Consider the following 24,889-nt stretch of genomic DNA (forward strand, 5'->3'; position numbering starts at 1 on the left):
GCCGGCGCGCTCAGCCCTGGCCCGAGACCTCGGGCTGCGCCGGGCGCGGCGCACGCGCTTCCGACGGCAGATGCCAGAAGATGAACGCGGATGCGATCGTGATCAGCCCCATGCTCGCGAAGGTCGACTGGAAGGCGTCGAGCGTGTGCGCCGGCGTGTCGGTGCCGAACACGCCGTTGTAGCCCGCCAGCACCGCGCCTGCCGCGGCCACGCCCATGCTCATCGCGAGCATCTGCACCATCGACAGCAGGCTGTTGCCGCTGCTGGCCATGCCGCCGTCGAGGTCCTTGAGCGTGATGGTGTTCATGGCCGTGAACTGCAGCGAATTGACCGCGCCGAAGAGCGCGAGCTGCACCACGTGCACCACGAAAGGCTGGCCCGGCGCCGTGAGCGCGAAGCTGCCCATGGCCAGCCCGACGAGCACCGTGTTCGCCACCAGCACCCGCCTATAGCCGTGGCGCGTGATCAGCGGGGTGGCAAAGCGCTTCATCGCCATGCCGGCGAGCGCCACCGGCAGCATCATCAGCCCCGCGCGCACCGGCGAATAGCCCATCGCCACCTGCAGCAGCAAGGGCACGAGAAAGGGCATGCAGCTGCTGCCCAGCCGCGAGAACAGGTTGCCGAGCAGCCCGATCGAGAGCGTCGGCACCTTGAAGAGCGTGGGCGCGAAGAGCGGCTCGGCCGTGCGCGCCGCATGCAGCCAGTAGGCGACGACGCTCGCGAAGCCGAAGACCAGCACCACCATCACCCCGCCCTGGCGCAGGCCGAGCTCGGCCACGCCGTCGAGCGAGAGCGAGATCGCCACCATGCCGAAGGCCAGCAGCGCATAGCCCACGCCATCGAAGCGCCGCGGCGCGGCGCCGCGCAGATCGGGCATGAAGCGCAGCGTGGCCAGGCAGCCCGCCAGGCCCACCGGCACGTTGATCAGGAAGATCCAGTGCCACGAGGCGTACTGCACCAGCCAGCCGCCCAGCGTGGGCCCCAGCAGCGGGCCGATCAGGCCCGGGATCGCGACGAAGCTCATCGCCTGCAGGAACTCGCCGCGCGGCACGGTGCGCAGGAGCGCCAGCCGGCCCACGGGCAGCAGCAGCGCCCCGCCCAGCCCCTGCACCACCCGCGCCGCCACGAGCTGCCCGAGCCCCTGCGACACCGCGCAGAGCACCGAGCCGACCGCAAACAGCACGATCGCCGAGAAGAACACCCGCCGCGTGCCGAAGCGGTCGGCGATCCAGCCGGAGGCCGGGATCAGCATCGCCATCGTGAGCGCATAGGCCACCACCACCGACTGCATGCGCAGCGGGCTCTCGCCCAGGCTCGCGGCCATCGCCGGCAGTGCCGTGTTGATGATGGTGGCGTCCAGCGTCTGCATGAAGAAGCCGACCGCCACGAGCCACAGCAGGCTCTTGCGGACGGGGGCCGCGGCGCCGGGGTCAGCGGCGATGGCGGTGGTGTCGGGCGGGGGCATGGCGTGTCTGCAGGCCGCATGGCGGCCGGAAGAAGCAAAAAGCCGCCCGGAGGCGGCTTGGAGGGAGAGCGGGTGGGGTGACGGGCCTGGTGCGGGAGGCCACCACCACCGGCTGGACGATCAGGCCGAGAAGCTCGAGCCGCAGCCGCAGGTGCTGGTGGCGTTCGGATTCTTGATCACGAACTGCGCGCCCTGCAGGTCTTCCTTGTAGTCGATCTCGGCGCCGACCAGGTACTGGTAGCTCATGGCGTCGATCAGGAGCGACACACCGTTCTTGGTCATGGTGGTGTCGTCCTCGTTGGTGATTTCATCGAAGGTGAAACCGTACTGGAAGCCCGAGCAGCCGCCGCCCTGCACGAACACGCGCAGCTTGAGGTCGGGATTGCCTTCTTCGGCGATCAGGTCGGCGACCTTGGCGGCCGCGCTGTCGGTGAAGACGATCGGCTCGGGCATCTGGGTCTGAATGTTTTCGGCAACAGCGCTCATGTGGGAATCACTCCTAGGGAGGCCGGACATGCGGCCCATGGAACCAATGCTACTGCAATGCCGCATTCCTGGCAGGACGGCGGCACCGAGCACCCAATGCAAGTGGGGTCGAACACCGGCCGGCCAAGGCGCGACGGCAAAAGAAAAAAGCCGCCCGGAGGCGGCTTCTCGGCAGCGAACAGGATCAGCGCTTGCTGAACTGCTTGCGGCGGCGTGCGGAGTGCAGGCCGACCTTCTTACGCTCGACTTCACGTGCATCGCGCGTGACGTAGCCGGCCTGGCTCAGCACCGGCTTGAGGCTCGCGTCGTAGTCGATCAGCGCGCGGGTGATGCCGTGGCGCGTGGCGCCGGCCTGGCCCGACTCGCCGCCGCCGTGCACGTTGACCATCACGTCGAAGGTTTCGACGTTGTTGGTCAGCACCAGCGGCTGCTTCGCGATCATGATCGAGGTCTCACGGCCGAAGAACTCCTGGATGTCCTTGCCGTTGACCGTGATCTTGCCGGAGCCCTTCTTCAGAAACACGCGGGCGACGCTGGATTTGCGACGGCCGGTGCCATTGTTCCATTCACCAATCATTCTCAAGGCTCCTTAGATTTCCAGCGCCTTGGGCTGCTGGGCGGTATGCGGGTGCTCTGCGCCGCCGTACACCTTGAGTTTCTTGATCATCGCGTAGCCGAGCGGGCCCTTGGGCAGCATGCCCTTGACGGCCTTCTCCAGCGCGCGGCCGGGGTGCTTGGACTGCATGTCGCGGAAGTTCGTCGCGGTGATGCCGCCCGGGTAGCCCGAGTGACGGTAGTACACCTTGTCGAGCGACTTGGCGCCGGTGACGCGCAGTTGTGCTGCGTTGATGACGACAATGAAGTCGCCGGTATCGACGTGAGGCGTATAAATGGCCTTGTGCTTGCCGCGCAGACGGAGGGCAACTTCGCTGGCTACCCGTCCGAGGACCTTGTCGGTCGCGTCAATCACAAACCACTCGTGCTTCACGTCAGCGGGCTTTGCGCTGAACGTGGTCATGAGATTTCTCTTTTCTAAGAGGGTTTGGCGGGCCCTTTTCCACGGTCGGTTTTCCTCTGGTGGGAATCTCTTAGGTGGTGGAATTCGCTCCGCCGCGGGGCCACAAAAACGCTGCGAAGCCCGCGATTATACGAAGAATCGGCGCCGAGGGGCAAATTTCGGCACGCCGGACGCCCAAGCCGTTACCATCGACCCATGTTCAGCTACCGCCACGCCTTCCATGCCGGCAACCACGCCGACGTGCTCAAGCACACGGTGCTGATTGCCACGCTCGACCACATGCTCGAGAAAGACACGGCGCTGACCGTGGTCGACACCCACGCCGGCGCCGGCCTGTACCGGCTCGACGGCGACTACGCCGGCACCAGCGGCGAGGCGGCCGAAGGCATCCTGCGCCTGCTGTCCGGGAAGACGGAGCCCGCGCCGGCCGCGAAACCCGCGCCCAAAAAAGGAGCAGCGGAAGCCGAGGCGCCGATAGCCGACGCGATCGCGCGCTACCTGAGCGTGATCCACGACTTCAATCCCAAGGGCGGCGCGCCGCGCATCTATCCGGGCTCGCCGTTCATCGTGCAGCATCTGCTGCGCGACCACGACCGGCTCAAGCTGTTCGAGCTGCATCCGACCGACGCCCGCACGCTCGACGCGAACATCGCGCAGCTCGAAGCGGGCCGGCAGATCGCAGTGCTGCGCGAAGACGGCTTCGGCAGCGCCACCAAGTTCCTGCCGCCGCCCTCACGCCGCGCGCTGGTGCTGATGGACCCGAGCTACGAGCTGAAGACCGACTACGGCCGCGTGCTCGACTTCACGGCCGAGGCGCTCAAGCGCTTCGCCACGGGCACCTACGCGATCTGGTATCCGATCATTCCGCGCCCCGAGGCGCACGACCTGCCGCGCCGGCTCAAGACCCTGGCCACCAAGGCCGGCAAGCCGTGGCTGCACGCCACGCTCACGGTCAAGTCGAGCAAGCTGAGCACCACGCCCACGGGCGAAACCCGGCGCCCCGGACTGCCGGCCAGCGGCATGTTCCTGATCAACCCGCCCTACACGCTGAAGCCGCTGCTCGCCGAAGCCCTGCCGCAACTGGCGGAACGGCTGGGCCAGGACCGGAACGCGGCCTTCTCGCTCGACAGCGGCGGCTAGGCAGGGCGCCTACCGGCGGCGGCGCTTCGGCCCGCTGTTGCCCGCCTTGCGATTCGCGGGCGCGGGCTTGGCCGAGGCCCCCGGCGCCTGTGCCAGCAGGCCCTCCCCCGGCTCCGCCGCTTCGCCGCCGCAGCGCATGCCCTCGTGGTCGATGACGGTCAACGCCACCTGCTTGATGCCGAGGCCGATCAGGCCGATGCGCTCGGCCGCCGCGCGGCTCAGGTCGATGATGCGGCCCTGCGCATAGGGCCCGCGGTCGGTGATGCGCACCAGCACCTCGCTGCCGTTGACGAGGCTGCGCACGCAGACGCGGGTGTTGAACGGCAGCGTCTTGTGCGCGGCCGTCATGGCGCCCATGTCGAAGAGCTCGCCGCTGGCGGTCTTGCGGCGGTGGAACTGGATGCCGTACCACGAGGCCCCGCCGCGCTCGAAGATCTCGCGCGGCGCGCCGTCGCCCGGTACGCCGTCATCGGGCGTGTCGGTGTCCGACACCGCGAGGTCGTAGCGCACCGAGGGCACGTTCGAACGCGCTGCCGCACCCGGCGGGACCGACAGCTTGCGCGGCAGCGGCAGCAGCTTCGCGTCGTTGTTGTCGCCGGCTGCGCCGCCCTCGGTGGCGGGCGGCATCGTGCAGCCGGCCAGCGCGCAGGCCGCCGCGATCAGCGCGACGCGCAGCGGGTGTCGTGCTCGCAGGCGCCGCCACCCCATCAGTCGAGACGCTCCAGCACCGCCAGCGTCGCCGCCGACTGGTTCATCGTGTAGAAGTGCAGCGCCGGTGCGCCGCCCTCGCGCAGCCGCGTGCAGAGGTCGGTCACCACGTCGAGGCCGAAGGCCTTGATCGATGCGGTGTCGTCGCCGAAGCCTTGCAGCCGCAGGCGGATCCAGCGCGGGATCTCGGCGCCGCAGGCATCGGAGAAGCGCATCAGCTGGGTCGAGCTCGTGATCGGCATGATGCCGGGCACGATCGGCGTGTCGAGGCCGAGCCGGCGCACGTCGTCGACGAAGCGGAAGTAGGCCTCGGGGCTGAAGAAGTACTGCGTGATCGCCGAATCGGCGCCCGCCTTCACCTTGGCCGCGAAGGCCTGCAGATCGGCTTCGGGCGAGCGGGCCTGCGGATGCACCTCGGGGTAGCAGGCCACCTCGATGTGGAAGTCGCGGCCGGTCTCTTCGCGGATGAAGGCCACGAGGTCGCTCGCGTAGACGAACTCGCCGCCGATGCCGTAGCCGCTCGGCAGGTCGCCGCGCAGCGCCACGAGGCGCTTGACGCCCATGGCCTTCAGCTCGGCCAACTGCTCGCGCACAGTGGCGCGCGTAGCGCCGATGCACGAGAAATGGCTGGCGGCATCGACGCCCTCCGAAAGAATCTCCTGCACCGCGCCGAAAGTGCCCTGGTGCGTGGAGCCGCCGGCACCATAGGTGACGGAGCAGAACTCGGGCTTGCGCGCATACAGCTGCTGCCGCACCGCGCGCAGCTTGACCGCGCCCTCGGGCGTCTTGGTCGGAAAGAACTCGAAACTCAGCGGAAGGCGCACTGGCGTCCCCTCAAGCGCCGTCCGCGTGGACGGCATGAATGAAAAACTCGCGGTTGCCGTCGCCGCCGGCGATTGGGCTGTCGAACCACTGCAGCACGCGCAGCCCGAGCGCCTCGCAGGCGTCGTGCAGGCGCTTCTCGACCACCGCATACATCGCGGCGTCGCGCACGATGCCGCCCTTGCCGACCTGCCCCGGCTGCAGTTCGAACTGCGGCTTGACGAGCATCAGCAGGCGGCCGTCCTGAGCTAGGAAAGGCACGAGCGCCGGCAGCACCAGGGTGAGCGAGATGAACGACAGGTCGCCGACGACGAGGTCGAAGCGCGACCCGCCCTCGTCGCCGAGGTCGTCCGCCGACAGCGCACGCGCATTGACGCCTTCGATGGCGACCACGCGTTCGTCCTCGCGCAGCCGCGCATGCAGCTGGCCGTGGCCCACGTCCACGCCCACCACCTTCGCGGCGCCGCGCTGCAGCAGGCAGTCGGTGAAGCCACCGGTCGACTGGCCCACGTCGAGGCACAGCCGGCCCGCCGGATCCACGCCGCTGGCGGCGAGCGCACCTTCGAGCTTGAGCCCGCCGCGCGAGACGTAGCGCGCCTCGGCCGCGTCGGCGAGTTCGAGCTCGGCGGACTCGGGCACCTCGTCGCGGTTCTTCGCCACCGAGCGCCATTCGCCGCCCATGCCCGCATCGCGCCAGCGCATGCCGCCGGCGATCAGCCGCACCGCCTGCGAGCGCGACGCGGCCAGGCCGCGCTCCACCAGCAACTGGTCGGCGCGCATTCAGTAGCGGTAGGTGTCGGGCTTGTACGGGCCGTTCTTGCTCACGCCGATGTAGGCGGCCTGCGCATCCGTCAGCTCGGTCAGCATCGCGCCGACCTTCTTCAGGTGCAGGCGCGCGACCTTCTCGTCGAGGTGCTTCGGCAGCACGTAGACCTTGCCGGCCTGGTAGGCGTCGGGCTTGGTGAAGAGTTCGATCTGCGCGATGGTCTGGTTGGCGAACGACGACGACATCACGAAGCTCGGGTGGCCCGTGCCGCAGCCCAGGTTCACGAGGCGGCCCTTGGCCAGCAGGATGATCTTCTTGCCGTCGGGGAAGGTGATGTGGTCGACCTGCGGCTTGATCTCTTCCCACTCGTACTTCTCGATCGAGGCGACGTCGATCTCGTTGTCGAAGTGGCCGATGTTGCAGACGATCGCCTGGTCCTTCATGGCGGCCATGTGCTCGTGGCGGATCACGTCGCGGTTGCCGGTGGTGGTCACGAAGATGTCGGCCTTGTCGGCCGCGTATTCCATCGTGACGACCTTGTAGCCTTCCATCGCGGCCTGCAGCGCGTTGATCGGGTCGATCTCGGTCACCCACACCTGCGCCGACAGCGCGCGCAGCGCCTGGGCCGAGCCCTTGCCCACGTCACCGTAGCCGGCCACGCACGCGACCTTGCCGGCGATCATCACGTCGGTGGCGCGCTTGATGCCGTCCACCAGCGATTCGCGGCAGCCGTAGAGGTTGTCGAACTTGCTCTTGGTGACCGAGTCGTTCACGTTGATGGCGCGGAACAGCAGCGTGCCCTTGGCCGACATCTCGTTGAGGCGGTGCACGCCGGTGGTGGTTTCCTCGGTCACGCCGATGATCTCGGCCGACTTGCGCGTGTACCAGGTCGGGTCGACCGCGAGCTTGGCCTTGATGGCGGCGTAGAGGATGCGCTCCTCTTCGCTGCTCGGGTTGGCGAGCACGCCCTGGTCCTTCTCGGCGCGCTGGCCCAGGTGCATCAGCAGCGTGGCATCGCCGCCGTCGTCGAGGATCATGTTCGGGCCTTCGCCCTTCGAGCCCTTGGGACCGAAGTCGAAGATCGCATGGGTGTAGTCCCAGTAGTCCTTCAGCGACTCGCCCTTGATCGCGAACACCGGCGTGCCTGCGGCGGCGATGGCGGCGGCGGCATGGTCCTGCGTCGAGAAGATGTTGCACGAGGCCCAGCGCACCTGCGCGCCGAGCGCCTGCAGCGTCTCGATCAGCACCGCGGTCTGGATTGTCATGTGCAGCGAGCCGGTGATGCGCGCGCCCTTGAGCGGCTGCGACTTCGCGAATTCCTCGCGGATCGCCATGAGGCCGGGCATTTCGGTCTCGGCGATCTTGATTTCCTTGCGGCCCCAGGCGGCAAGCGAGAGGTCGGCGATCGCCTGGTCGGCCGAGGAGACGGGGGTGGGCTTGAGAACAGCGCTCATGAGAACTCCAACAAAGCTGGTTTGAAAGATGCCACTGCGTTCGGGGGAAAAGGACTCACCGCGAGAACAGCGGGTGAGCGTGGTTGCGATGTGGTCCGAGCCTCACGCCTGATGGCGCTGCAACGCTCCTCGGAAGCGGGCATTGTAGACGGCGGCCAAAGCCGCGCCAAAGGCCCGGCTTTGGCTGAAGCGTGTCAGCCCTAAGTTTTATTGACCTTTTGTTACGATTTTCGACGGTTCGGTTCAAGAGCCAGCCGGCTCGCTGCCGAGTCCCATCTGAAAAAAGAGGGCACGAACATGAGGGTTACGACACTTTTCGCGGGCTGGGGCATGGCCGCCCTGCTCGCGGCCTGCGGGGGCGGAGGAGGAGGAGCAAGCGGCTCCGGCGGCGGACTTTCGCTGTCGGGCGGCAGTGCGAAGCCGGAAGTCGCGGCGGCCAAGACCCTGGACGTCGCGGACGCTCGCAGCGGCAGCTACCGCGTCTACGCCGCCAACGGGACGCAGCAGCAACTGTCGGTGGACTTCGACACCGGCAGCTACACGATGACGGACAACCTCGGCGGCACGGAATCCGGCACCTTCAGCGAGGACTTCACCGAACCGGGCACCTACGTCTTCGCCAGCGGCCGCATCACCACGGCCGCCAACACCGCGCGCTTCCGCGTGACGACGGACGCCATCGTCGGCGCCTTCCCCTTCGCCACGGCCTACACGAGTCCCGCGACCTATGCCGCACAGCCCTTCGTCGCCGCGCGCGACTTCGTCGGCACCGCGGCCGAGCTGGACGGCACCTACAACCGCTTCAGCGTGACGCGCAGCCCGGGCGGCGCGCAGGACTCGTCGATTCTCTCGCTGCGCCTCTCCGGCGCGGGCACGGTGCTCGAAATCTGCACCGACGCCGTGATCTACAGGATCGACCTGTGCCCCGTCGCATCGAAGCGCACCTATGCGGTCGCCGCCGGTGCCGACGGCAGCTGGATCGCGACGAACGTGGCCAACGCCGGCGACGTCGCCAGCTTCCGCATGGCGCGCATCGGGGGCCAGAACGTGTACCTCGCGGGCGGCGCCAGCACCTCGCCGACGATGCAGCAGTTCATGCGCATCGGCCTGCCCGAATCGTCGAACTGGCCCGCCACGCGCGGCGTCGGCGGCGCGACCACCGGCAGCTGGGGCGCCAACCTGATCGATGCCACCAGCTCGGTCCGCACGAGCACCGGTACCGACGGCACCTACGGAACGCTGACGATGCCCGTGGGCGGCATCCTGGCGCTGCAGCCGGAAGGAATCCGCAGCGTCAACAGCGGCGGCACGAGCAAGTACTTCGCCATGCAGGGCGGAGCGCTCTCGGTCCTGGTGGGCGCGCGCAACCCGGGCACCCAGGGTTACATCCAGCTCAACCTGATCGACACCGGCACCGCCCCGGACGCGCGCAACGGCCGCTACAAGGTCTATGCGACCAACGGCTCGCGACAGACGCTGGCGCTCAACATGGACAGCAAGCGCTATGAAATGACCGACGAAGCCGGCGCGATCGCCGCCGGCACGTTCGCCGAGGACACAAGCGAGGCCGGCAGCTTCATCTTCGACAGCGCCCGCATCACCAGCCCCGCCAACACGGCTCGCTTCCGCCTCGCCACGGACACGGTGATCGGTTCGTTTCCGTTCGCGGTCGCGTACGCCACGCCGGTGAGCTACAGCGTGCGTCCGTTCGTCGCGTCGCGCGCACTGGTGAAGACGCAGGCCGATCTCGCGGGCACCTACAACCGCTTGGGCATCAACCTCGCGGCCGGTACCGCCGATTCGTCGATCACGCAGATCCAGATCGCCAGCGGCGGCGCCACGCTCTATGCCTGCAACGACGCCGGCATCTACCGCATCGACAACTGCCCGGCGGCTTCGCTGCGGACCTATGCAGTCTCGGCCGGACCGACCGTCGACACCTGGCACATCGCGAACGTGGCAAACCCGGCCGACAGCGGGAATTTCGCGGTGGCGCGCATGGGCGGCGAGAACATCTATCTCTCGGCCGGCGCCGTGGCGGCAGCGCCGACCACCTCGATCTTCCGCATCGGCCTGCCGGAACGCGCCATCTGGCCCACGACGTCCGCGCGCGGCGGCGCGAGCAACGGCAGCTGGGGCGGCAGCGCCGTCGATGCCTCGAGCTACGCGCGCACGCAGCTGCTGCCCGACGGCAGCACGGGTACGCTCGCCGCGAGCCTGGGCGCCGTCGGCCTCGGCGGGCCGCTCAACATGCGCGTCGCATCGTTCGGCGGTTCAACACTCCACTTCGCGAGCCAGAGCAGCAAGCTTTTCGCCATGGTCGGGGCGCGCAACCCGGCCACGGCCGGCGCCATCGAGATCAGCCTGATCGACTGACCCACGGTTTTCCGTGTCCGGGGCCGCACGCCGCATTGCGCAGCGCGCGGCTTTTTTTCGGCGTCCGGAGCGGCGGCGTGGACCGGCACCCAGGGAAATCCCGCAGACTTTTTTGCAGCTGCCGCAAGCCCTGCAATGGTCGCTCGGCGTATCGTCGCGGTGGATCCCATCGCCCACACGACCCAGGAGACACCGCACCATGGCCACTGCCAAGAAAACCGCCGCCAGGAAGAGCACCGCCGCCAGCAGCAGCGGAAGCAGCGGCACCAGGAAGGCGGCGCCCGACGCGTCGGAGATGTTCAACCCGCTCAAGGCCATGGCCGACCGGCTGCAGGACCTCGACGTCGCCGGCGGCGCGGGCAAGGTGCTGGAGAACAGCCGCAAGGACCTCCAGGCGCTCATGGAGGCGAACGAGAAGTCCTTCCAGGGGCTGCAGACCCTGGTGCAGCGCCAGACCGAGATGATCAAGCAGGCGATCGGCGAATGGCAGTCGGCGGCCAAGGGCATGCCGGGCAAGGATGCCAAGGAGAACCTCGCCAAGCTCGACGAGCTCGGCCGCCAGTCGTTCCAGCGCGCCGTGGACGACATCAAGGAGCTCGCGAGCCTGGCTGCGAAGTCGCAGGCCGACGCCTTCGAGGTGGTACGTCAGCGCATCCAGGCCAACGTGGATGAAGTGACGCAGATGCTGAAGCGCAAGTAGGCCACGCAGGCGATCTGTTCAGCGCTGTGGCGCGAAGCGCCTGCCCCCGTCATGTCGTGCGCGCTTCGGGGGCCGAACGGCTGTTGTATGAACCCCACCCGGTCCGTCGGTTTCAGCGCGGATTTGCTACTTAGAGCACAAAGACCGCAACATTTTTCTCCGGTCCTGCGGCCGTCCACTCACAATCCCGTGTCGAGTCGTAACGATAGATATCGAGGTAGTGAGGAATGCGCGCGAATCTTCCATTGGGGTGGGGCACGGTATTGTTGTCGGTCTTGCTGGCCGGGTGCGGTGGATCCGGTAGCAGCGGCACTGCCGCCCTTCAAGTTCCGACCAAGTCAGGCAGTGCCGAAACCGGCCCCAGGACCGAGGCCCCCGCCCCCGCCCCGGCCGCGAGCACGGCCCCGGTCCTGATCGAGTCCCGGGTCCAGACGTCGGACAAAGCGGCCGTCGACGTCAGTCCATTCAAGGACCGCGTGCTTCATCGCGGTCCGGCTCCTCAGCAAGTCGTTCTGCCTGCCTTGCCTGCGGAAAGCACCTTCCCGCTGAAGGCGGCGCCCTCGGTCTTCGGAGTGCCGGCCAAGATCGGTGTTGCGCGCGAGATTCCCCAAAGCGCCACGACCGAAGCCGTGGCAACCATGACGAACTGGACGCCGTCCGAACGCGGCGGGAATTCGGCCGCGTGGCGCATCGTCTCGCCGAAGGCCAAGGGCGTTCGTCTGGGCTTGCGTGTCGAGCATCTCCCACTGGGCTCGCAGGTCCGTTTCTATGGCGATGCAGGCGACAAGATGTACGAAGTGTCCGCCCACGAGATTGCCACGGTCATTCAGCGCAACATCGACGCAGGCGATTCGAGCGACAGCGCGCGGATCTACTGGTCGCCCAACATGGGCGGCGAAGCCCTCACGGTCGAAGTCGAGATCCCGCCGAATGCTGCGACGGAATCGGTCAAGATCGCGCTTCCCATGTTGTCGCACGTGAATATCGACATCACGGATCGCGCATCGTTCGACAAGATCGGCGAAGCTGGCAGTTGCACTTTGGACGTGAGTTGCGACTCTCAATACGATGCGCTCAGCAAGTCCGTCGCGTTGATGGATTTCGTCAAGGATGGAAGCAACTATGTCTGCACCGGCACGTTGCTCAACGACCGCATGTCGACCGGCACGCCGTACTTCCTGAGCGCGAACCACTGCATCTCCAGCCAGACGGTCGCCTCGACGCTCTACACCTTGTGGTTCTTCAAATCCGCGAGCTGCAACAGCACGCAGGTCAGTCCGGCCCTGGCGGCCCGGACCTCCGGCGCCACGCTCCTGTACAACCAGGCCAGCACCGACACTTCCTTCATGCGGCTGAACTCGCAGCCTCCAGCCGGCGCGCTGTTTGCCGGATCGAGTCCCTTTGGACCCGACCTGTTCAACGGCCTTTCGAATTCCGTCTACGGGGTCCACCATCCCAAGGGCGACCTGCAGAAGTACAGCGAGGGGACCTATATCGGAACCGCGACCTGCGATCTCGACAGCTGCCGATTCTCCTCGAGCACTGCCGCCACCCACCTGGCAGTGAGGTGGTACCGGGGAGTGACCGAAGGCGGGAGCAGCGGCTCAGGTCTTTTCCGCAAGCTCAATGGCAAGGACTATCTTGTCGGGCAGTTGCAGGGAGGTGCTGCATCCTGCAGCCAGCCTTTCGGGTACGACTTCTACGGGCGTTTCGATCTACCATTCCACGCCGCGCTGCAGCAGTGGCTCGATGCCCCGTCGACCACGGTACGCACGACCGTCTACCGCTTCTACAACACCCGGACCGGCGCGCATTTCTATACCGCCAACGTACCGGAGCGGGACTTGGTGATTTCCAAGCTGCCGGAGTACAACTACGAAGGCCCCGCCTTCTTCGCGTTCGGTGCTCAGGCGCCCGGTACGACGCCGGTTCACAGGTTCTACAACACGCGCAACGGCACGCACTTCTACACCATTGATGAGCGGGAGCGCGCGAACATCGTCGCCACGCTGCCGTGGTATCACTACGACCACGTCACATGGTTTGCCAGCACAGGGGAAGTCAACGGTGCCCAGCCGATGTTCCGCTTCTACCATGCACGCAATCAAACTCACTTCTACACAATGAACGCGAGCGAGCGCGACAGCATCCGCCAGAATCTTCCCGAGTACGCCTACGAAGGCGCGCGTTATTTCGCCTGGGGCGGTCCATGAACTGACGCGGCGGATGCGGCACGGCTGGGCAGCGCGTTCAGCACGACTGGCATCAAGGTGGGCCCGCACTGACGGCGACTGCCCACACGCCGCAAATCAATCGATCAGCGCGCGCCGCACGTCTTCCTGCAGACTTCGCAGATGCTCGCGCATCGCGGCGCGGGCGCGTTCGGCGTCGCGCGCACGCAGGGCGCCGATGATCTCGCCGTGCTCGTCGTGGTTCTCGCGCTGGCGGTGCAGGGGGCTGTGCAGGCGGAACAGGCGCGCGTTGACGCGCAGTTCCTCCACCAGCCGCGGGAACACCACGTTGCCGCTGGCGGTGGCGATCAGCAGGTGGAAGCGGTCGTCGAAATGCCAGTGCTCGGTCTCGCTGTGCTCGCCGGCGCCGAGGGCGCGTGCATCGGCTTCGAGCGCCTCGATCTCGGCGTCGGTGATCTTCGCGACGGCCAGGGCGATGGCCTCGCACTCGATCACCTCGCGCGCGCGCATGCAGTCGAAATACTCCTTGGTGCCGAGGGCGCGCACCGCGTAGGAGCGCGCATCGCGCCGCACCAGCAGCCCTTCGCCGGCCAGGCGCACCAATGCTTCGCGCATCGGGGTGCGCGAGATGCCCAGGTCCTCGGCGAGCCGTGCCTCCTGCAGCGGGCTGCCGGCGGAGATCTGGCGGTCGAGGATCAGGGTGCGCAGCCGTTCGTAGGCCTGCTCGGCCAGGCTGGCGGAGCGCACCTCCAGCGGTGCGATCGTGATGGTGGCGGGCTGCGTGGGACTGGGAAGGCTGGGCATGCGAAGAAAAGCGTGAGCCACGAGGGCGAGCGAGCTTATCAGGGCCTTGCGAAGTACACCGGCGGCCGGTTCACAGCCATTTGTCGAGCGGATTGCCGGCGTTGGGCGCGCGCGGCCGCAGGCAGGGCAGGAACTCGCCCGAGCCCGGCTCGGCCTGGAACACGCCGTCCTGCCACACCACGCGGCCGCGCGACACCGTGAGGCCTGGCCAGGCGCGCAGCTTCATGCCTTCGTAGGGGGTGTAGTCGGCGTCGTGGTGCAGCATCTCGTTGGAGAGCAGCTTTTCGCGGCCCTCGGCGAACACGTCCCAGACCACGAAGTCGGCGTCGCTGCCCACGGCGATGGTGCCCTTGCGCGGGTAAAGACCGTAGAGCCGCGCGGGGTTGGTGGCCGTGAGCTCGACGAAGCGGTGGATGTCGATGCGGCCCTTGAGCACGCCCTCGCTCATCAGGAGCGGCAGACGCGTCTCGACGCCCGGGATGCCGTTGGGGATGCGGTCGAACGAGGCATCGTCGCCGGCCACGCGCTTGCCGTCGCTGCCGTTCATGTTGAAGGGCGCATGGTCGGACGAGAGGATGGTGAACAGCCCGCTCGACAGCCCGTTCCAGATGAACTGCTGGTTCGCCTTGTCGCGCGGCGGCGGGCTGCAGATGCAGCGCGCGCCGTGCATCGGGTCGTCGGGGTCAATGCCGAGGTCCTCGGCGCTCAGGAACAGGTACTGCGGACAGGTCTCGGCATGGATCGGCAGGCCGCGTCCGCGCGCCCAGTGGATCTGCTCGACCGCCTCGCGGCCCGAGACGTGGACGATCAGGATGGGCGTGTCGACCAGCTCCGCCAGCGCGATGGCGCGGTGCGTGGCCTCGCGCTCGACCGCCATCGGCCGCGAGCTCGCGTGGTAGCGCGGCGCGGTCAGGCCGGCATCGAGCAGCTGCTCGGTGAGCCAGGCGATGCAGTCGCTGTTCTCGGCATGGATCATGGTCATCGCGCCATGGCGCCGCGCGGTGGCGAGCACTTCGAGGATCTGCCGGTCCTCGAGCTTGAGGTCGTCGTAGGTCATGTAGACCTTGAAGGAGGTGTAGCCCTTCTCGATCAGCAGCGGCAGCTCGCGCCGGGTCACGTCGCGCGTGGCGTCGGAGACGATCAGGTGGAAGGCGTAGTCGATCACCGCCTTGCCCTCGGCGCGGCGGTGGTAGTCGTCGACCGCCTCCTGGATGCTGTGTCCCTTCTGCTGTGCCGCGAAGGGCAGCACGGTGGTGGTGCCGCCGCAGGCCGCGGAGCGCGTGCCGGAGAGAAAGTCGTCGGCGAAGCGCGAGCCGTCGCTCGTGGGCTGGTCGAAGTGGCAGTGGCCGTCGACGCCGCCGGGCGTCACCAGCCGTCCGGCGGCGTCGATCTCGCGCGCGGCGCTCGCATCGAGCCCCTGGGCAATGGCATGGATGCGTCCGCCGCGCACGCCGATGTCGGCGATGTAGCGGTCGCCCACGGTGGCGATGTCGGCGTTGCGCAGGATCAGGTCGTAGGTGGTGCTCATCTCGGCGGTCCTCAGCGCTGTTCGAGCGCGGGTTCGGCAGTCACGGGGGCCGCGGCAGCGTCGCCGTGGGCGCGGCCGTAGTGGCGCTCGATGCGGCGCTGGATGAAGTCCCACGCCGTGGTCATCAGCAGATAGTAGATGGCCGCGACGATGAACAGCTCCAGCACCATGAACTTCTCCTGGATCAGCACCTGCGTGCGCCGCAGCAGCTCTTCCATCGAGATCACGGAGGTGATCGACGTGGTCTTGAGCAGTCCGTTGATGCTGTTGCCGAGCGTGGGCACGATCAGCCGCATCGCCTGCGGCATGACGATGTAGCGCATGGTCTGCGCGCTGCTGAAGCCGACCGCGCGCGCGGCGTTCGTCTGCCCCGCCGGGACCGACTGGATGCCGCCGCGCACGATCTCCGCGAGGTAGGCGGCCTCGTTGAGGACCAGGCCCAGCAGCGCCGACTCGATCACCGACAGCTTGAGCCCGAGTTGCGGCAGGCCCGTGTAGATGATGATCAGCTGCACCAGGAGCGGCGTGCCGCGGAACACCCAGATGTAGAAGTGCGCCGGCGCCGCCAGCCATCGGCGGCTCGACAGGCGCGCGAGCGCCAGCGCGAAGCCGACCACGAGCCCGCCCGCGATGGCCGCGAGCGTGAGCCACAGCGTGGTCACCGCGCCGCTGAGCAGGTACGGATTGAACAGGTAGTCGACGAATCCCGACCAGCTCCAGCCTTGTCCCATGAGCGTTCCTTCGTTGCGTGACGGCCCGGGCCGGTGCTCAGCCCGCGGGGCCCTTGACGGCCACGGCGCCCTCGACGGCCTTGACGCCGTACTGGTCGAACAGCTTCTGGAAGCTGCCGTCGGCCTTCATGTCGTTCATGACCTTGGCCATGGCGGCGGCGAGGTCCTTGTTGCGCGTGGCCAGCGCCACCGGCGTCGGAAACAGGCCGTGCAGCACGCGCTCGAAGTCGCCGCGCTTCTGGTATTCGGCACCGGTCGAATCGATCGACAGCGCCACCTCGACCTGCCCCGCGCGCAGCGCCTGGAAGGCCATCGCGAAGTTCTCGAAGGTGCGGATGTTCATGCCCTTCATGCCCTTGTCGGTCAGCTGCTTGTCGAGTTCGCGCGCCTTGCGCTCCTCGAAGCCGCCGAGCTCGACGCCGATGCTCTTGCCTGAGAGGTCGTCCACCTTGGCGATCTTCAGCGGGTTGCCCTTGGCGGTGCTGATGCTGATCGCCTGGTCTTCGTAGATCAGCATCTGCATCAGCTTCGCGCGCTCGTCGGTGTAGAAGATGCCGGTGTTGATCACGTCCCAACGCCCGGCCTGCAGGCCCGGGATCATGGCCGAGAACTCGATGCGCACGTACTCGGGCGTCAGGCACAGGCGCTTGGCGATCTCCTCGCCGAGCTGGACGCGCATGCCCTTGAGCGTGCCGGACTGGTCGACGAACTGCATCGGCGGCAGCGTCGGGTTGACCGACATGATCAGCGCGCCCTTCTTGACGAGGGCCGAATCGGGCACCGGCGACTTGCAGGCCTGCGCATGGGCGATGCCCGCGCCGAAGACGAAGAGTGCCGTGGCCGATGCGAGAGCGGGAAGCAGTTTCATGGTGAGGTCCTTCGGGTGTGAACGGGACAGCAAAGTGGGAAAACGAAAGAAAGGGAGCGAAGGCGCCGCGGCTCAGGCGCGGATCGAGTCGAGCAGTTCGAGCCGCGCGAGCTCGCGCCGCAGCTCGGCCGCATCGGCGTCCGGCAGCGGCAGGCGCGGGGCGCGCGGCTGGCCCACGGGCAGCCCCATCATCGTGAGCCCCTGCTTCGAGGCCGCCACGTAGCGGTGACCGCCGACCCAACGCACGATCGGCAGCATTTCCTTGTAGAGCGCGAGCGCCGCGGGCATGTCGCGCTCGTCGGCCACCAGTTCGAACAGCCGCGCCGACATCTTCGGAATCAGGTTCGAGCACACGGCCACCCAGCCCTGCGCGCCGAGCCAGAACGACTCGTAGCCCAGGATGCCGGCGAACACCGTCATGCGGTCGCCGCACAGTTCGATGATGTCGCGCACGCGCGTGACCTCGAGCGTGGACTCCTTGATGTAGCGGCAGTTGTCGATGCGCGAGAGCCGCGCCACGAGTTCGGGCTTCAGGTCGACGTTGGCGGTGGCGGGGTTGTTGTAGACCATGATCGGAATGCCGATCGCCTCGCCCACCTTGCGGTAGTGCGCGAACAGTTCGTCGTCGGTGGGCGTGCTGTAGAAGGGCGGGATGATCATCACGCCGTCGGCGCCCATGGTCTCGGCTTCGCGGCTCAGTCGCACGCATTCGTCCGTCCACTCCGCGCCCGTGCCGATCAGCACCGGCACGCGTTTTGCTGCAGTGCTCACGCAGGTTTCGATCACCAACTGCCGCTCCTCGGGCGTCAGCGACAGGAATTCACCGGTGCTCCCCAGCGGGATCAGACCGTGGATGCCCTGCTCGATCTGCCAGTCGACCAGCTTCTTCAGGGCCGGCACATCGACCTGCCGGCCGTCGGCGGTCATGGGGGTGATGAGCACCGTGTAGGTGCCTCGAAAGGCTGTCATGGGGCAAATCCTCGAAAAACGGGACGAAGCGGTATATGTATACGTGCAGTATACGTATACAATGAACGCCGTCAATCCGGTTTTCGTTTTTGCCCCTTTTCATGCGCGCCAGACTGAACCACCCCGCCATCGCCCCGGCCGGGCGCCCCGTGCGCTTCTGGTACGACGGCCAACCCATCGAGGGCCTGGAGGGGGAAACCATTGCCGCGGCGCTCGCCGCGAGCGGCGTCAAAGCGCTGCGCCACACGCGTGGCGGCGAACGCCGGGGTCTTTATTGCGGCATGGGTGCCTGCTTCGACTGCCTCGTGACCGTGGACGGCCGCGCGAGCCAGCGCGCCTGCCTGACGAAAGTCGCCGACGGCCAGCAGGTGCGCTCCGCGATGCCGGCCGGCGCCGCCGGCGATCCACTGCATCCGCTCGCGCCCGAGCCCGCGGCCGAGCCCCTGCGCCGCGACGTCGACCTGCTGGTGGTGGGTGCGGGCCCGGCCGGGCTCTCGGCGGCGCTGGCCGCGCGGCGCGCCGGCGCGGGGGTGCTGGTGCTGGACGAACGGCTGCAGTCCGGCGGCCAGTTCTACAAGCCGCTCGCGCCCTCGCAACGGGCCGCCACGCCGGCCGACCGCCAGTTCGCCGACGGGCTCGCGCTCGAACGCGCGGTGCGCGACGCGGGCGTCGAGATCGCGCAGGGCGCGCAGGTCTGGGCCGCCTTCTCGCCGCGCGAGGTGGCGGCGATCGTCGAAGGCCGCGCCGCCGTCATCGGCTGCCGGCAACTGGTGATCGCACCCGGCGCCTACGAACGCCCCGTGCCTTTCCCGGGCTGGACGCTGCCCGGCGTGATGACCACCGGCGCCGGCCAGACGCTGGCACGTGCCTACCGGGTCGCGCCCGGCCGGCAGATCGTGGTCGCGGGCAACGGGCCACTGAACCTTCAGCTCGCCGCAGAACTGCTCGCGGGCGGCGCCGAGGTGGTGGCCGTGCTCGAATCGGCCGCGCGCCCTTCGCCCCGCCACTGGCGCGAACTGCTCGCCGCCGCGCGCACCGCCCCCGACCTGCTGCGCGACGGCTGGCGCTACCTGCGGCAATTGCGCGCGCACGGCGTCCCCCTGCTGTGGGAACACGCCGTCATCGCCGCCGAGGGCGAAGCCGATGCCGCCGGCGGCCTGCGCGCGGTGCAGGTGGCGCGCATCGACGCGCAGGGCCAGGCGGTGCCCGGAAGCCAGCGCCGCCTCGAAGCCGACACGCTGTGCCTGGGCTACGGCTTCATCCCTTCGACCGAACTCGCGCGCATGCTCGGTTGCGCGCACCGGGTGGCGCCGCGCCATCTGGGCTATCTCGCCACCGTGACGCAGGAAGACGGCGCCACCAGCGTGCCCGGCGTCTACGTGGTGGGCGACGGCGCCGACCTGGGCGGCTCGCGCGTGGCGCTGGCGCGCGGCACGCTGGCCGGCACCGCCGCGGCACGCCAACTCGGGCTGCAGGCGGCCGAGCCCGCCGAGACACGCCGGCAACTTCACCGCGCCGAATGCTTTCAGCAGGCGCTGTGGTCGCTCTACGCGCCGCCGCCCGTCACGCTGGCCGCGGTGTCCGACGACACGCTGCTGTGCCGCTGCGAGGAGATCAGCTTCGGCTCGGTGCGCGAACAGATCCGCGCCGGTGCCGACACGCTGGCCGCGCTCAAGCGCAACACGCGGCTCGGCATGGGCCGCTGCCAGGCGCGCTACTGCGCCGCGACCGCGGGCCGGCTGGTGGCCGAGCTCACGGGCCGGCCACCCGCGGCCGAGCAGTACTTCGCGCCGCGCCCGCCGGCCAAGCCGGTGCCCGCGGGCGCGCTCGGCTTCGAGAAGCCCGAATGGGGCGGCCACAAGCCGGCCATCACGCCCAACCTCGCGCGGCCCGTGGGGCAGGCGCCGTTCGAGACGCTGCAGACCGACGTGCTGGTGATCGGCGCCGGCGTGCTCGGCGCCTGCCTCGGCTACTACCTTTCGAAGGCCGGCCAGGACGTGACGGTGGTCGACCGCGACGACGTCAACCTGCAGGCCTCCGGTGCCAACGCCGGCAGCCTGCATGTGCAACTGCTCTCGTTCGACTTCGGCGCCAAGGCACAGGAAGGCGGCGGGCCGGCCGCGGCCACGCTGCCGCTCGGGCCGATGTCGGTGCGCCTGTGGCAGGAGATCGAGGCCGACTGCGGCGAGGACCTGGAAATCAAGATCACCGGCGGCCTGATGGTCGCCGACAGCGAAGCCGGCATGCGCTTTCTCGAGAGCAAGGCCGCGCTCGAACGCAGCCACGGCATCGAGGCGCAGGTGATCGACGGCACCGAGCTGCGGCGGCTCTCGCCCGCGCTCTCGGACAAGCTGCTGGGCGCCGAGCTCTGCCCGATGGAGGGCAAGATCAACCCGCTGCGCGCCACCTACGCCGTCGCGCGCCGCGCGCAGGCCCAGGGCGCGCGCATGCTGCGCGGCTGCGACGTGCAGGCGATCGAGGCGCTGCCGGGCGACGGCGCCGGCTACCTCGTGCGCACCTCGCGCGGCACCATCGGTGCGGGCTGCATCGTCAATGCGAGCGGCGCCTGGTCGAGCACCATCGGCCGCATGCTCGGCGTGGCCATCCCCGTGAAGGGCGCGCCGCTGCAGATGATCGTGACCGAGCCGGCGCCACCGCTGGTGAACCACCTCGTCGCGCATGCCGACCGGCACCTGAGCCTCAAGCAGGCCGCGAGCGGCGGGCTCATCATCGGCGGCGGCTGGACCGCCGCCTTTTCCGAGGACATGCGCCTGAACCGCGCCGTGCGCGAGAGCATCGAGGGCAACCTCTGGGTCGCGCGCCATGTGCTGCCCGCCGTCGGCGGCCTGCACGTGGTGCGCTGCTGGGCCGGCATGAACGTGAACATCGACGGCGCGCCCATCCTCGGCGAAGTGCCGGGCCGCCCCGGCTTCTTCAACGCCGTCACCTCCAACGGCTACACGCTCGCGCCCATCGCCGCGCGGACCGTCGCCGATCTCGTGGTGCACGGCCGCACGGGCATCGACATCACGCCCTTCCGCATCGACCGATTCCTCTGACCTTCATCACCGCCATGACCGACACAGCCCTCGCGCGCGGCACGCTGCGCGACTTCATCGACACCCACTTCGACGAGCAGGTGCGCACCCTCGCCGAACTGGTGCGCTGCCCCTCCGACAACCCGCCCGGCGACTGCGCGCCGCATGCCGAACTCTCGGCGCGCCTGCTCGAAGCAATGGGCTTCGAGGTCGAGCGCCATGCGGTGCCGGCCGAATTCGCCGCCGCGCACGGCATGCGCAGCGTCACCAACCTGATCGTGCGCGTGCGCTTCGGCGACGGCGGCCCCGTGGTGGCGCTCAATGCGCATGGCGACGTGGTGCCGCCCGGCGCCGGCTGGAGCGTCGATCCCTACGGCGGCGAAGTGCGCGACGGCTGGCTCTACGGCCGCGGCGCCGCGGTGTCGAAGTCCGACTTCACGACCTACGCCTTCGCGCTGCGCGCCCTGCGGCACCTGGCCGCCTCGGGCACGCCGCTCGCGGGTGCGGTCGAGCTGCACCTGACCTATGACGAGGAGACGGGCGGCATGGCCGGTCCGGGCTGGATTCTTTCGCAGGGCCTGAGCCGGCCCGACTTCGTGCTCTCGGCCGCGTTCTCGCACCACGTGGTGGTGGCGCACAACGGCTGCCTGCACTTGGAAGTGACCGTGCGCGGCACCTCCGCGCACGCCGCCCGGCCCGACACCGGCCACGACGCGATCGAGGCCGCGGCCACGCTGCTGCCCGCGCTCTACCGCTACCGCGACGGCCTTGCGGACCGGCCCTCGCGCACGCCCGGCATCACCCATCCCACGATGGTGGTCGGGCTGATCGAAGGCGGCATCAACACCAACGTGGTCGCCGACAAGCTGAGCCTGCGCATCGACCGCCGCATCGTGCCCGAGGAATCGCCCGAGGCGGTCGAGGCCGAGCTGCGCGAGGTCATCGCATCCGCCTGCCGCGCCCTGCCGGGCATCTCGGTCGAGACGCGCCGCATCCTGCTCGCCCGCCCCTTCGCGCCCGCCCCCGGCGCCGACGCATTCGCCGCGCTGGTCTGCCGGGAGGCGAGCGAGGTCATGGGCAAGCCCGTGACGCCGATCGGCGTGCCGCTCTACACCGATGCGCGGCTCTACAGCGAGGCCGGCATCCCGACCGTGATGTACGGCGCCGGGCCCGAGTCGCTGCTCGAGGCCAACGGCCACCGCGCCGACGAGCGCGTGCCGCTCGACGAACTGCGCCGCGCCACCTGGGTGGTGGCCAACGTCCTGCACCAGCTGCTGACGCGCGACACCGCCCAGGAGGCCCGCCCATGATCGAGATCAGCCACGTCGACAAGCACTACGGCGCCTTCCAGGTGCTGACCGACTGCAGCACCGAGGTCCGCAAGGGCGAGGTGGTCGTGGTCTGCGGCCCCTCGGGCTCGGGTAAGTCCACGCTCATCAAGTGCGTCAATGCGCTGGAGCCGTTCCAGCGCGGGCGCATCACCGTCGACGGCGTCTCGGTCGGCGATCCCAAGACCGACCTCAACCGGCTGCGCGCCCGCGTCGGCATGGTGTTCCAGCATTTCGAGCTGTTTCCGCATCTCTCGATCGAGGAGAACCTCTCGATCGCGCAGCGCAAGGTGCTCGGCCGCGGCGCCGACGAGGCGCGCGCCACCTCGATGGCGCTGCTGCAGCGTGTCGGCATGCGCAGCCATGCGCACAAGTACCCGAGCCAGCTTTCGGGCGGCCAGCAGCAGCGCGTGGCGATCGCCCGCGCGCTCGCGATGAACCCGGTCGCGATGCTGTTCGACGAGCCCACCTCGGCGCTCGACCCCGAGATGGTCAACGAGGTGCTCGACGTCATGGTCGAGCTGGCCCGCGAAGGCATGACGATGATGTGCGTGACGCACGAGATGGGCTTCGCGCGCCAGGTCGCGCACCGCGTCATCTTCATGGACCGCGGCCGCATCGTGGAGGACTGCGCGAAGGAGGAGTTCTTCGGCAACCCGGGCGGGCGCCCGGAGCGGGCGCAGCAGTTCCTGTCGAAGATCCTCACGCATTGACCCGGGCTGCGGCGCTGCGGGGGGCGCTCTTTTAAAATCGCGCATTGTCCCCGCCGATTGCCCATCTTGTCCTTTCTCGCCGAAACCCGCCGCCGTCGCACCTTCGCGATCATTTCCCACCCCGACGCCGGCAAGACCACGCTGACCGAGAAGCTGCTGCTGTTCTCGGGCGCGATCCAGATCGCCGGCTCGGTGAAGGCGCGCAAGGCCTCGCGCCATGCCACTTCCGACTGGATGGAGATCGAGAAGCAGCGCGGCATCTCGGTGGCCTCGTCGGTCATGCAGATGCTGTACCGCGACCACGTGATCAACCTGCTCGACACGCCGGGCCACAAGGACTTCTCGGAAGACACCTACCGCGTGCTCACCGCCGTCGACTCGGCGCTGATGGTGATCGACGCGGCCAACGGCGTGGAAGCGCAGACGCGGCGGCTGATCGAGGTCTGCCGGCAGCGCGACACGCCGATCATCACCTTCGTCAACAAGATGGACCGCGAGGTGCGCGAGCCGCTCGACATCCTCGACGAGGTGGAGCGCGAGCTCGGCATGCCCTGCGTGCCGATGACCTGGCCCGTGGGCCAGGGCAAGAGCTTCCGCGGCATCATGAACCTGCGCACGCAGGCGATGACGGTGTTCGAGTCGGGCAGCGAGCGTCTGCCGCAGGACTTCGAGACCATTCCGCTCGCCGACCGCGACACGCTCGCGCGCCGCTTCGGCGCCGACTTCGAGCATGCGATCGAGAGCATGGAGCTCGCCACCGGCGCCTCGCCCGAATGGGACCACGAGGCCTTCCTCGCCGGCAAGCAGACGCCGGTGTTCTTCGGCTCGGGCGTGAACAACTTCGGCGTGATGGAAGTGCTGGACGCGCTCGTCGACCTCGCGCCCTCGCCGCGGCCGCGCACCAGCACCACGCTGGTCAACCGCCAGCCGGTGGTGAAGGAGATCCAGCCCGAGGACAAGGACTTCGCGGGCGTGGTCTTCAAGGTGCAGGCCAACATGGACGCCAACCACCGCGACCGCATCGCCTTCGTGCGCATGGCCTCGGGCAAGTACACGCCGGGCATGAAGCTCAAGGTGCAGCGCACCGCCAAGGAGCTGCGCCCGACCAGCGTCGTCACCTTCATGAGCCAGCGCCGCGAGGCGGTGGAAGAGGCCTATGCGGGCGACATCGTGGGCTTCACCACCCATGGCGGGGTGCAGCTCGGCGACACCATCACCGACGGCGCGAGCCTGCAGTTCACCGGCCTGCCCTTCTTCGCGCCCGAGCTGTTCATGACCGTGATCCTCAAGAACCCGCTGCGCACCAAGCAGCTGCAGCAGGGCCTGGCCCAGCTCGGCGAGGAAGGCGCGATCCAGGTGTTCCGGCCCGAGATCGGCGGACCGATGCTGCTGGGCGCCGTGGGCCAGCTGCAGTTCGAAGTGGTGCAGCACCGCCTCAAGGCCGAGTACGACGCCGACGTGCGGCTCGAAGGCTGCCAGTACACCGGCGCGCGCTGGATCACAGCCGACACGCCGGCCGAGCTGCGCGAGTTCGTCAATGCGTATCCGCAGCGCATGGCGAAGGACGCGGCGGATACGCTGGCCTTCCTCTGCACCTCGCCGTACGACGTGCGGTTGGCGCAGGAGCGTTTCCCGAAGATCCACTTCCATCCGCTGCGCGAGCATGCGGGGTTGGCGTTGCAGAGCGCGGGATAGGAAGCGGGAGCGGACGGCCGGACGCAGAGGACGCGGAGGTTTCGCGAAGGACGCGAAAAAGAGAAATCAAAAAAAGGTTTTCTTTCGC

The 24,889-nt window shown here is 68.6% G+C and carries 21 protein-coding genes and 1 riboswitch; of the genes, 8 read left to right on the forward strand and 13 right to left on the reverse strand.

Features of this window, described 5'->3' with window-relative positions:
- Positions 1 to 10: 10 nt before the first annotated feature.
- From mdtD to rplM, 4 genes are all read right to left on the reverse strand, one after another.
- The gene (mdtD, locus tag M2165_RS06670) at positions 11 to 1,465 is read right to left on the reverse strand and encodes a multidrug transporter subunit MdtD (protein ID WP_280813890.1); all 1,455 of its coding nucleotides are present in this window, start codon (positions 1,463 to 1,465) and stop codon (positions 11 to 13) included.
- 120 nt (positions 1,466 to 1,585) lie between these two features.
- Entirely contained in the window at positions 1,586 to 1,951 is a 366-nt protein-coding gene (gene erpA, locus M2165_RS06675; protein WP_007827949.1) for an iron-sulfur cluster insertion protein ErpA, read from the reverse strand.
- Positions 1,952 to 2,135: 184 nt separating this feature from the next.
- The gene (gene rpsI, locus M2165_RS06680; RefSeq protein WP_280813892.1) at positions 2,136 to 2,528 is read right to left on the reverse strand and encodes a 30S ribosomal protein S9; all 393 of its coding nucleotides are present in this window, start codon (positions 2,526 to 2,528) and stop codon (positions 2,136 to 2,138) included.
- Positions 2,529 to 2,540: 12 nt separating this feature from the next.
- Positions 2,541 to 2,969, reverse strand: coding sequence for a 50S ribosomal protein L13 (gene rplM, locus M2165_RS06685; RefSeq protein ID WP_280813893.1), 429 nt, complete (start codon positions 2,967 to 2,969; stop codon positions 2,541 to 2,543).
- A 195-nt stretch (positions 2,970 to 3,164) separates the two neighbouring features.
- On the opposite strand from rplM, the gene rlmJ reads away from it, so the two are divergent.
- On the forward strand, positions 3,165 to 4,109 hold the full coding sequence (gene rlmJ / locus M2165_RS06690) for a 23S rRNA (adenine(2030)-N(6))-methyltransferase RlmJ (RefSeq protein ID WP_280813894.1): 945 nt from the start codon (positions 3,165 to 3,167) through the stop codon (positions 4,107 to 4,109).
- 9 nt (positions 4,110 to 4,118) lie between these two features.
- On the opposite strand, the gene M2165_RS06695 is transcribed toward rlmJ, so the two are convergent.
- From M2165_RS06695 to ahcY, 4 genes are all read right to left on the reverse strand, one after another.
- Positions 4,119 to 4,736, reverse strand: a complete 618-nt coding sequence (locus M2165_RS06695) for a septal ring lytic transglycosylase RlpA family protein (RefSeq protein WP_280817484.1) — start codon at positions 4,734 to 4,736, stop codon at positions 4,119 to 4,121.
- An 80-nt stretch (positions 4,737 to 4,816) separates the two neighbouring features.
- A complete protein-coding gene (gene metF / locus M2165_RS06700; RefSeq protein ID WP_280813895.1) occupies positions 4,817 to 5,641 on the reverse strand; it encodes a methylenetetrahydrofolate reductase [NAD(P)H] in 825 nt (274 codons plus the stop codon).
- A gap of 10 nt (positions 5,642 to 5,651) precedes the next feature.
- Complete coding sequence (locus tag M2165_RS06705) at positions 5,652 to 6,419, reverse strand: TlyA family RNA methyltransferase (RefSeq protein WP_280813896.1); 768 nt, start codon at positions 6,417 to 6,419, stop codon at positions 5,652 to 5,654.
- A complete protein-coding gene (gene ahcY, locus M2165_RS06710) occupies positions 6,420 to 7,859 on the reverse strand; it encodes an adenosylhomocysteinase (RefSeq protein WP_280813897.1) in 1,440 nt (479 codons plus the stop codon).
- 68 nt (positions 7,860 to 7,927) lie between these two features.
- Positions 7,928 to 7,995: riboswitch (S-adenosyl-L-homocysteine riboswitch) on the reverse strand.
- Positions 7,996 to 8,156: 161 nt separating this feature from the next.
- Here ahcY and M2165_RS06715 point away from each other — a divergent pair.
- The 3 genes from M2165_RS06715 to M2165_RS06725 all read left to right on the forward strand — a co-directional run bounded on the left by M2165_RS06715 (position 8,157) and on the right by M2165_RS06725 (position 13,148).
- Complete coding sequence (locus M2165_RS06715; RefSeq protein ID WP_280813898.1) at positions 8,157 to 10,235, forward strand: hypothetical protein; 2,079 nt, start codon at positions 8,157 to 8,159, stop codon at positions 10,233 to 10,235.
- A gap of 199 nt (positions 10,236 to 10,434) precedes the next feature.
- Positions 10,435 to 10,935 (forward strand): TIGR01841 family phasin, encoded by a 501-nt coding sequence (phaP, locus tag M2165_RS06720; protein WP_280813899.1) that lies wholly within the window; start codon positions 10,435 to 10,437, stop codon positions 10,933 to 10,935.
- A gap of 227 nt (positions 10,936 to 11,162) precedes the next feature.
- A complete protein-coding gene (locus M2165_RS06725) occupies positions 11,163 to 13,148 on the forward strand; it encodes a trypsin-like serine protease (protein ID WP_280813900.1) in 1,986 nt (661 codons plus the stop codon).
- 96 nt (positions 13,149 to 13,244) lie between these two features.
- On the opposite strand, the gene M2165_RS06730 is transcribed toward M2165_RS06725, so the two are convergent.
- From M2165_RS06730 to M2165_RS06750, 5 genes are all read right to left on the reverse strand, one after another.
- Positions 13,245 to 13,931, reverse strand: a complete 687-nt coding sequence (locus M2165_RS06730; RefSeq protein ID WP_280813901.1) for a GntR family transcriptional regulator — start codon at positions 13,929 to 13,931, stop codon at positions 13,245 to 13,247.
- Positions 13,932 to 14,001: 70 nt separating this feature from the next.
- Entirely contained in the window at positions 14,002 to 15,459 is a 1,458-nt protein-coding gene (hydA, locus tag M2165_RS06735) for a dihydropyrimidinase (protein WP_280813902.1), read from the reverse strand.
- A gap of 11 nt (positions 15,460 to 15,470) precedes the next feature.
- The gene (locus tag M2165_RS06740; RefSeq protein ID WP_280813903.1) at positions 15,471 to 16,190 is read right to left on the reverse strand and encodes an amino acid ABC transporter permease; all 720 of its coding nucleotides are present in this window, start codon (positions 16,188 to 16,190) and stop codon (positions 15,471 to 15,473) included.
- A 37-nt stretch (positions 16,191 to 16,227) separates the two neighbouring features.
- Positions 16,228 to 17,058, reverse strand: coding sequence for an ABC transporter substrate-binding protein (locus M2165_RS06745; protein WP_280813904.1), 831 nt, complete (start codon positions 17,056 to 17,058; stop codon positions 16,228 to 16,230).
- A gap of 72 nt (positions 17,059 to 17,130) precedes the next feature.
- Positions 17,131 to 18,027: a dihydrodipicolinate synthase family protein gene (locus M2165_RS06750; protein WP_280813905.1), complete on the reverse strand. Its 897-nt coding sequence runs from the start codon at positions 18,025 to 18,027 to the stop codon at positions 17,131 to 17,133.
- Between the two features lie 101 nt (positions 18,028 to 18,128).
- Here M2165_RS06750 and M2165_RS06755 point away from each other — a divergent pair, with 101 nt between their 5' ends.
- The 4 genes from M2165_RS06755 (at position 18,129) to M2165_RS06770 (ending at position 24,801) form a co-directional block, all read left to right on the forward strand.
- A complete protein-coding gene (locus tag M2165_RS06755; protein ID WP_280813906.1) occupies positions 18,129 to 21,086 on the forward strand; it encodes an FAD-dependent oxidoreductase in 2,958 nt (985 codons plus the stop codon).
- A gap of 14 nt (positions 21,087 to 21,100) precedes the next feature.
- The gene (locus M2165_RS06760) at positions 21,101 to 22,375 is read left to right on the forward strand and encodes a M20/M25/M40 family metallo-hydrolase (protein ID WP_280813907.1); all 1,275 of its coding nucleotides are present in this window, start codon (positions 21,101 to 21,103) and stop codon (positions 22,373 to 22,375) included.
- Positions 22,372 to 23,106 carry an amino acid ABC transporter ATP-binding protein gene (locus M2165_RS06765; protein WP_280813908.1) on the forward strand — a complete coding sequence of 245 codons (735 nt, stop codon included), beginning with the start codon at positions 22,372 to 22,374 and terminating at the stop codon, positions 23,104 to 23,106. The genes M2165_RS06760 and M2165_RS06765 overlap by 4 nt, the downstream gene beginning before the upstream one ends.
- Before the next feature lie 66 nt (positions 23,107 to 23,172).
- Positions 23,173 to 24,801 carry a peptide chain release factor 3 gene (locus tag M2165_RS06770; protein ID WP_280813909.1) on the forward strand — a complete coding sequence of 543 codons (1,629 nt, stop codon included), beginning with the start codon at positions 23,173 to 23,175 and terminating at the stop codon, positions 24,799 to 24,801.
- Positions 24,802 to 24,889 lie beyond the last annotated feature (88 nt).

The organism is Variovorax sp. TBS-050B (genome assembly GCF_029893635.1).
Lineage (GTDB): Bacteria > Pseudomonadota > Gammaproteobacteria > Burkholderiales > Burkholderiaceae_C > Variovorax.

Coding starts and splice junctions, on each gene's coding strand:
- mdtD (WP_280813890.1), bottom strand. CDS start 1,465: ATGCCCCCGCCCGACACCACCGCCATCGCCGCTGACCCCGGCGCCGCG.
- erpA (WP_007827949.1), bottom strand. CDS start 1,951: ATGAGCGCTGTTGCCGAAAACATTCAGACCCAGATGCCCGAGCCGATC.
- rpsI (WP_280813892.1), bottom strand. CDS start 2,528: ATGATTGGTGAATGGAACAATGGCACCGGCCGTCGCAAATCCAGCGTC.
- rplM (WP_280813893.1), bottom strand. CDS start 2,969: ATGACCACGTTCAGCGCAAAGCCCGCTGACGTGAAGCACGAGTGGTTT.
- rlmJ (WP_280813894.1), top strand. CDS start 3,165: ATGTTCAGCTACCGCCACGCCTTCCATGCCGGCAACCACGCCGACGTG.
- M2165_RS06695 (WP_280817484.1), bottom strand. CDS start 4,736: ATGCCGCCCGCCACCGAGGGCGGCGCAGCCGGCGACAACAACGACGCG.
- M2165_RS06705 (WP_280813896.1), bottom strand. CDS start 6,419: ATGCGCGCCGACCAGTTGCTGGTGGAGCGCGGCCTGGCCGCGTCGCGC.
- ahcY (WP_280813897.1), bottom strand. CDS start 7,859: ATGAGCGCTGTTCTCAAGCCCACCCCCGTCTCCTCGGCCGACCAGGCG.
- M2165_RS06715 (WP_280813898.1), top strand. CDS start 8,157: ATGAGGGTTACGACACTTTTCGCGGGCTGGGGCATGGCCGCCCTGCTC.
- phaP (WP_280813899.1), top strand. CDS start 10,435: ATGGCCACTGCCAAGAAAACCGCCGCCAGGAAGAGCACCGCCGCCAGC.
- M2165_RS06725 (WP_280813900.1), top strand. CDS start 11,163: ATGCGCGCGAATCTTCCATTGGGGTGGGGCACGGTATTGTTGTCGGTC.
- M2165_RS06730 (WP_280813901.1), bottom strand. CDS start 13,931: ATGCCCAGCCTTCCCAGTCCCACGCAGCCCGCCACCATCACGATCGCA.
- hydA (WP_280813902.1), bottom strand. CDS start 15,459: ATGAGCACCACCTACGACCTGATCCTGCGCAACGCCGACATCGCCACC.
- M2165_RS06740 (WP_280813903.1), bottom strand. CDS start 16,190: ATGGGACAAGGCTGGAGCTGGTCGGGATTCGTCGACTACCTGTTCAAT.
- M2165_RS06745 (WP_280813904.1), bottom strand. CDS start 17,058: ATGAAACTGCTTCCCGCTCTCGCATCGGCCACGGCACTCTTCGTCTTC.
- M2165_RS06750 (WP_280813905.1), bottom strand. CDS start 18,027: ATGACAGCCTTTCGAGGCACCTACACGGTGCTCATCACCCCCATGACC.
- M2165_RS06755 (WP_280813906.1), top strand. CDS start 18,129: ATGCGCGCCAGACTGAACCACCCCGCCATCGCCCCGGCCGGGCGCCCC.
- M2165_RS06760 (WP_280813907.1), top strand. CDS start 21,101: ATGACCGACACAGCCCTCGCGCGCGGCACGCTGCGCGACTTCATCGAC.
- M2165_RS06765 (WP_280813908.1), top strand. CDS start 22,372: ATGATCGAGATCAGCCACGTCGACAAGCACTACGGCGCCTTCCAGGTG.